The following is a 7434-nucleotide window of genomic DNA, read 5'->3' on the forward strand; positions in this document are numbered from 1 at the left end:
AAAGGCACCACATCATGCGCACACCACAGACGCGAACCACCGGACTGCTGGCCGTGCTCGCCGCCGGGGCCCTGGCCCTGACCGCGTGCACCTCAGGCACCGCCGGCGGCGGAGGCGGCAACGGAGCCGAGGGCGGGGAACGGGTGTACGTCCAGGCCATCGCCGACGATCCGATGGGCCTGAACGCCCAGCTGATCAGCGGCGCCACCCCGTCCATGTTCAGCGCCCAGATCCTGGACCCGCTGATCTTCCTCTCCCAGGACTACGAGATGACCCCGGGACTGGCTGAGTCCTGGGAACTCAGCGACGACGGCCTGGACCTCACGCTGGTCCTGCGCGAGGGCGTCACCTGGCATGACGGCGAACCCTTCACCGCGGAGGACGTGGCCTTCAACTTCGAGGAGATCGTGCCCCTGCAGTCCTTCGGGGCGCAGATCGGTGAGCGGCTGGAATCAGCGGAGGTGGTGGACGAGCACACCGTGGTCCTGCACCTGAGTGAGCCCTTCGGTCCCCTGCTGGAGACGGTGGCCTCCCAGTTCATGGTCCCGAAGCATGTCTACGAGGGCACGGACTACGTGACGAACCAGGCGAACATGGAGCCCATCGGCACCGGGCCCATGGTGTTCGACTCCTACAGCTCCGGGGAGCAGGTGACCCTGACCGCCAACCCGGACTACTGGGGCGGCGAGGTCCAGGTGGACCGGGCCGTCTACCCGATCATGACGGACCCGAATGCCCGGGCCGAGGCCCTGTTCGCCGGTGAGGTGGACCAGGCCTCCGTGGACGTCTCCCAGCAGGACCGCGTCGCGGATGACCCCGCCACGCTGCTGCTGGAGGAGAGCAACTTCCCGCAGCTCGTGACCGTCATGTTCAACGCGCAGAGCGAGTACCTGGAGGATCCGGCGGTGCGGGCCGCCGTCTTCGCCGCCCTGGACCGGGAGGCGATCGTGGACACCGCCCTGAGCGGTATCGGCACGCCGGCCAACGGGTTCTTCCCCGAGGCCCTGGAGTGGGCCGTGAGCCCGGACGTGGACTTCTCGCAGGACTTTCCGCGGGACGTGGACGCCATCAACGAGACCCTGGACAAGGCCGGCTTCGAGCGCGGGGCGGACGGGATGCGGTTCACCCTGAACGTCCGGTACATCAACGAGCTCTCGGACGTGGCCGCCACCATGGAGATGGCCCAGTCCATGCTGGAGGAGGTCGGCATCGGCATCGAGATGCAGGGCACCTCGGGCGCGGTCTTCACCGAGAAGGTCTACACGGAGAGCGAGTTCGACCTGGCGTTCCTGCGCTCGACCGTCGGCGCGGACCCCAGCATCGGGATCGTGCGCTGGTACGAGTGCAACGACCAGAAGGCGGCCGCGGCCAATCCGTCCGGCCTGTGTGACCCCGAGATCGACGCCGACGCGGCCGAGGCCCTGGCGACCTCCGTCCAGGCCGAGCGTGGTGTGGCGTTGACGGCCCTGCAGGACCGCGCCGCCGAGATGATGTACTACGCGCCGCTGGCCTGGTTCAACGGCGCGTTCCCCACCATCAACACCACGCGCTGGCAGGGTCAGGAGGAGCCCACGCCGATGACCAACCGGATGCCGTGGACCACCATGACGATGGACGGGTAGGCGTCGAGGTGTATTCGACCGTTGAGTTGCTGACAGTCGGGTGAGGCGTGGCAGGCCGCCGAGTGCTGCGTGCCGGCGTCAAATGTGATGTGGCGGCGCGAACCGCGTGGGCAAGTACACCGAGCAGCAGCCAGTACTCGAGGTCGTGGATGGGCCCGATCCGACGCTGACCCGCTGGCGTGCGCCGCAGCAGCCTCGTTCCCTCCGGGGGAATCCGCGGTGGACCGCAATTGCTCATAGTCGGTGGCCATGAGGAAGGTCGGGGCACGACCGTAGCTCTGCGCTCTCGCGATGGCGCACATGAGGATCACCCTCGGGCCTGATTCAATTCGCCTCACGCCACCGGCCGACCGCGCCCTCGTGGCCCTGGGGCTTATCCAGTCCCAGCACGCCGACGTCGCCACCACAATGTTCCCGAGAAGGCGGTGGGTTGAATCTCAGGCGTGCTGAGCTGCGGCCGATTCGCGTCCTCGCACTGCGGCGGTCTCTAGTTGGATGGTGGCGTGGTCGAAGGAGACGGGGAAGTGTTCCCGGAGGCAGGCTTGGATCGTTTCCAGGATCTGCGGGGCGTGTCCGGATTCGAAGCAACGGTCATCGACGACGACATGAGCGGTGATCACTGGCTGGCCGGTGCCGATCATTGAGGCGTGCAGGTCGTGAATCTCGCGGACGTGTTCCAGTTCCAAGACGTGGGTCCGGACCTCGTCGAGGTCCACGCCTTTGGGGGTGAACTCCATGAGCACCCGCACGGTTTCGCGCAGCAGTAGGAAGGCGCGGGGGACGATCAGAGCGGCGATGAAGAGGGCCGCGATTGTGTCGGCCTGTTGGAATCCGGTGGTGTTGATGACGATAGCCGCGATGATCACGCCCAGGGAGCCGAGGGCGTCGTTGAGGACCTCCAGGAAGGCGGCGCGCATGTTGAAGTTCGCGCCCCGGTTGGTTGCCAGTACCGCGATGGCCGCGATGTTGGCGACCAGCCCGACGATGCCGAAGACCAGCAGTTCGGTGCCGGGCACCTGCTGGGGTTCGAAGAGCCGGCGGATGCCCTCGACGGCGGCATAGGTGCCGACCACCAGCAACAGGGCCGCCTGCCCGAGAGCGGCGACGACCTCGATCCGGGCGAACCCCCAGGTCCGCTTGCTGCTCGGTGGGCGCAGCATCATGGTCGCGGCGATGACCGCCACCAGCAGCCCGGAGGCGTCCGCCACAGCGTGAGCCGTGTCGGTCAGCAGCGCCAGGCTGCCGGTGACCACGCTGCCGCCGGCCTGTGCCACCACGATGACCGCGGTCATTCCGAAGGCGATCAGCAGCCTCCGGCGCATTCCCCGGTCGGCCTGCTGCGGCACCTGGCCGTGGCTGTGGTTGTGTCCGGTGCCCATCAGTCCTCCTCGGCGGCCAGCTCGTCGTGGTTGTGGTGGTCGCGCAGCGACAGTGCCACACCTGAGGCGCTGAGCAGCCCGTCGGCAACCGCCATGAGTTCGGCCAGTCGGGACGGGTCCGCCAGGCGGAACCACGAGGACCGCCCCTCGGCGCGTACCGTGACCAATCCGCAGTCCCGTAGACAGGCCAGGTGCTTGCTCACCGTGGACTGCGCCAGGTGCATGTGGTCCACGAGGTCCCGCACCCGGTGCTCACCGGTGGCCAGGTGCTCCAGCAGTGCCAGACGGGTCGGCTCGGCGAGGGCGTGGAACAACGCCGCGTAGGCACCGCGATCATCGAAACCCTCGGACTCAACCTGCAGAGGATATATCGTCATGCGGCGATAATAGCACTTTGTAGCGTTGTAGGGAATGGGGCGCATCACCTCCGTAGGCGAACCAAGCCCCGGGAGGCTGGTGCTTCTGCGGGGAGGATCACGAGCACCATCCTGTGCAGGGAAAGTTGCCAGTGCGGCATGCTCAGTGAGTCGCTTTAAGAGGTCGAGATGGGTGCGCTTTCATGGCGTGGAGCCCGGTACAGGATCAGTGCAGTCAGCAGGAAAGCCATCGGGGCGAATCCGGCCACCAGCACCGAGATACCGGCGAGTTGCTGGTCCAGGGTGACCGGTGGCCCCCACGTGCGTGCCATGTTGACGAACCAGTCGGGCTCCAGTACCGGGAGGATTCCGGCGGCCAGCACGATGGCCCAGAGCAACAGCGCACCAGCCAGGATCGCTGCGATGCGGATCCGTGCGGTTCGCGGTATCGGTCGCTCGTTGCAGGGTGCGATCACTGAGGTCATGAAGCAGAATCCCAGGGCGAGGAAGTACAGGTTCGCGACTTGGTGGACGATCCAGTATTCCAGCACCAGGCGGAAGAGTGGGGTGTAGTAGACCAGCCCGAGCGAGGCAGCCAGCACGACGGCATTGACGGCCGGGTGTGACAGCGCCGGGCGCACGGCGTCCACCCATTCGCGGGCGCCCCGGCTGCCATCGGTGCGACGGGCGACCGCGCGGGCCATCAGCTGCAGGGGCGCACCGAGGACCAGCAGCAGCGGGACGAGAACGGCCAGGGCCAGCAGCATGAGGGAGTGGGCGCTGAAGAGGACCATGCCGTAAATGGTTGGTGCCGAGCAGGTGACGTAGAGCAGCACGGCCAGACCGGTCATCCAGCTGGCGGTCCGTTGCCACGGCCAGACCTGGGCCTTGCGCACGCCGAGGAGGTAGACGGCGGCGGCGGTGAGAACGAAGGCCACCCAGAGCCAGTCCCAGCGCCACTCGGTGAGCCACCGGTCCCAGCTCAGCTCGGGCGGCAGCAGGTAGCCGGTGAGGACCTCGGCCGGGGTGATCGCCGGTTCGATCTCCTGGGGCACCGGTGGTGCGGTCCGGCCCAGGGCTGCGGTCACGCCGATGATGCTGGCCATGATGCCCAACTCGACGATGACCAGTCGCCAGGCCGTCCGGCCGGACGAGACGGTCCCGAGCCGTCCGATGGCCCATCGGCGGTGGGCCAGGCCGATGGCTCCCAGCAGCAGGGTCGCGGCAGCTTTGATCAGGATCAGTTGGCCGTACCGGGTAAACAGCCCCTCCCAGTCCCCCAGGCGCATCACGGAGTTGACCACCCCGGAGGCGAAGACGAGGAAGAACGCCACACCTGCCAGCGTCGAGAAGCGTTCCAACACAGTCTTGGCCAGCGGGACGTCACCGGAGGTGTTCTCCCCGGCCCGGGAACCGGTCAATGCCGGGACAACGACCACCAGGGCAGCCACGCCACCCACCCAGACCAGGACGCCGAGCCAGTGCACAACCAGGGCACCGACGCCGGCAAAGTGGTCATCGCTGCCGGCTGCGTGCCCGACCAGGGAGATCGGGATGGCCGTGGATAGGGCGAGAAAGGTGGTGGCGACCAAGGCGACTGGAGACCGGACCAGAAAGGTCAAGGTACAGACGGTGAAGGCAATCGCTACGACGGTGGCCCAAGCCTGACCAACAAGGAGATCAGTACCGAAGTAGACCAGCTCACGGGCGAACGCCTCGCTGCCGGACACCGGCTGCCCGGAGAGATTGGCATAGGTCAGCACGAAGACGGCCACCGCAGAAAATACCCAGACAATCGAGACGGCGGAGGCAGTGGCCGTGGCGCGGGTGAAGGCTGGGTGGGGATCCTGCCCTTGTTGTCGGTCACCGGCAGCGCCTGCTGCCCGGTCACGCCAGGGCGGCAGGAGGGCGACCGCGAAGAGCAGGCAGCCGGCCACCACTGCGACCGCGAGATGATGGACGGTCAGCGCGATCGGCAGTGCCCACCGGGCGAAGGCGCCCGGGTCCAGGGTCTCGCGTTCGGTGACGGCCCCGGAAAACGCGGCGCTGGCGGCGACGACGGCCGTGGCGAGGACAAAGGCCGCCACCAGCCAGCTCCACGTCCGTCCCCATCGGCGTTGCTGGGCTGCGGATTCCGGATGGTCAGCGCTCGACGGTTGACCCATGGAAACCCCGGCCGGCGTGTCGGTAGTCATTCACTGGACCCCGGGCCGTCCGTTCGACCTCGACGGGCCAGGACGGTCACGACGACGACCGCCAGAGCGAGAAGCAGCACGCCCAGCGCAATGACGAAGCCGATCGGGAAGCCTGTTGCAACCTCGGAGGCCGGTGCCGCCGCGTCAGTCGTCGGGGCTGTCGTGGGCTTGGTTGTGGTGGCGGCAGGCGGCGACTGGCTCGAGTCCGGCGTGCTGGGGGTCGAGGATGGGTCGGCGGCGGCCTCGGCCGCAGTGAAGCTGAACGTGCCTTCGATCGGGTGGGAGTCCGAGGACACCACACGCCAGGTCACGGTGTACTCACCGGCCGGGGTGTCGGGCTGGAGTGCCTGAGAAGCCGTATTGCCGGAGATCTCCACCTCCCCGGCAGCCCAGTTCTCGCCCTGGTCGTCCTCGACCAGGATCTGTGAGCCCAGAGACAGCGGGGTATCGGTGAAGACGATGTCGATGGCCTCCGGGACCGTCTCCAGATTCTGCCCGTCTTCAGGATTCGTTCCCGTCACAGCATCATGAGCCGAGGCCGGGGAAAGGGGGGCCAGCAGGACCAGCATCAGCACTGCCAGGAAGGCCAGGATGGGGCCAAGTGGCCGAACGGCCTGTCGTCGTAACAACTTCTACCTCCTGTAGAAAACGCCCTAAGCCTACCAACAGGTGGCGCCGGTGCGGGGCACTATGATCGACCAGGAGTCGAAGGACGGGCCAGCGGACGGTCCAGGCCGGAGAAGGGCTCTACCGCGAAGAGCTGGTAGGTGTTCCGGCGGCGAGTTGTTCGAGGTAGGCGTTGTACGCATCAAGCTCCGGGGTGCCGTTGAGGTCGGCCTCGGCATCGGCACGGCGGGCTTGGCGAGTATCCGCGCGGAACCACTGGTGGGCGATGAAGACCAGGATCAGCACGGTGGGCAGTTCGCCGTAGGCCCAGGCCAGGCCACCGGCGATCTGCTGGTCCTCCATCGGATCGAGGCCCCAGCTGGCCGGGGGCGTGGCGAAGAACTCCACGATCGGGGTGGTGGCCATCATCAGGACCACCCCGAAGAAGGCGTGCAGCGGCATCTCAATGGCCACATCGAACATGCGGCCGCCAAAGCCCTGCCTGGCTGGCAAAGGGTCGCTGGACAGCAGCGGGACGGTGAACAGGACCCCCGAGGCCAAGAACAGCAGTTCCAGGCCCGTGTGGCCGTACCAGGTGGGCAATAGTCGGTCGTCCAGCCCACTGAGGTAGATCCCGTAGTACGTGATCAGGAACAGCGGGATGGTGAACCCCGGGTGCAGGGCGATCCGGCCCAGCCGGGAGCGCAGGCCGGCTTGGGCCAGTCGCAGCACCATCCTGCCAGGTCCGCGGTGAGGGGTGGCCCGCAGTAACAGGGTGCCCGGGCTGCCCAACACCAATAGCGGGGGGATGGCGATCATCAAGGTCAGTTGTTGGAAGATGAACACGGAGAACATCTTCAGCCCGTAGCCTTCGACTCCGGCGCCCATGGTCACCGCGATAACCGCGCACCCCAGCAGGAAGCACAGCGCCCTCCACACCGGCCACCGCCGCCGCCCGATCCAGAGCCGCAGCGCCCCGGCCAGATACAGCAAGCCCAGCACCACGGCGATGGCGGGGATCAGCGGGATCGGCTGCAAGGTGGGAGCGAGGAAGTTCTCCAGGCTGGGGGGCTCCGTCGGGATCCAGACCGGTCCGTCCATGCCGGCCTCATCCATGGTTGCAGGAAGCCTTGACTGTCATCGGCCCAGTATTCCACGCCCGGAGCGGGACCCCGTAACCCCAATGCCGTTTGGTTAGGGTCGGCAGGGTGATGTCAACCCGTGTCCCGGCGTGGCGTCCAGGAGGATAGGCGCAGCCCTTGTTAAAAAGTGAATC

6 protein-coding genes are annotated in these 7434 nt (G+C 67.2%); 1 reads left to right on the top strand and 5 read right to left on the bottom strand.

Annotation, left to right across the window (positions count from 1 at the left end):
* Positions 1-14: 14 nt before the first annotated feature.
* Complete coding sequence (locus AB0333_RS15170; RefSeq protein ID WP_366219532.1) at positions 15-1622, top strand: ABC transporter substrate-binding protein; 1608 nt, start codon at positions 15-17, stop codon at positions 1620-1622.
* A 437-nt stretch (positions 1623-2059) separates the two neighbouring features.
* On the opposite strand, the gene AB0333_RS15175 is transcribed toward AB0333_RS15170, so the two are convergent.
* The 5 genes from AB0333_RS15175 to AB0333_RS15195 form a co-directional block, all read right to left on the bottom strand.
* Positions 2060-3001, bottom strand: a complete 942-nt coding sequence (locus tag AB0333_RS15175; RefSeq protein ID WP_366219533.1) for a cation diffusion facilitator family transporter — start codon at positions 2999-3001, stop codon at positions 2060-2062.
* On the bottom strand, positions 3001-3378 hold the full coding sequence (locus tag AB0333_RS15180; protein ID WP_366219534.1) for a metalloregulator ArsR/SmtB family transcription factor: 378 nt from the start codon (positions 3376-3378) through the stop codon (positions 3001-3003). The genes AB0333_RS15175 and AB0333_RS15180 overlap by 1 nt, the downstream gene beginning before the upstream one ends.
* A 155-nt stretch (positions 3379-3533) precedes the next feature.
* Positions 3534-5552: a cytochrome c oxidase assembly protein gene (locus AB0333_RS15185; protein ID WP_366219535.1), complete on the bottom strand. Its 2019-nt coding sequence runs from the start codon at positions 5550-5552 to the stop codon at positions 3534-3536.
* On the bottom strand, positions 5549-6181 hold the full coding sequence (locus AB0333_RS15190) for a copper resistance CopC family protein (RefSeq protein WP_366219536.1): 633 nt from the start codon (positions 6179-6181) through the stop codon (positions 5549-5551). Before AB0333_RS15190 ends, AB0333_RS15185 begins: the two co-directional genes overlap by 4 nt.
* 118 nt (positions 6182-6299) lie before the next feature.
* Entirely contained in the window at positions 6300-7274 is a 975-nt protein-coding gene (locus AB0333_RS15195) for a cytochrome c oxidase assembly protein (RefSeq protein WP_366219537.1), read from the bottom strand.
* Positions 7275-7434 lie beyond the last annotated feature (160 nt).

Source organism: Citricoccus sp. NPDC079358 (assembly GCF_040702545.1).
Lineage (GTDB): Bacteria > Actinomycetota > Actinomycetes > Actinomycetales > Micrococcaceae > Citricoccus.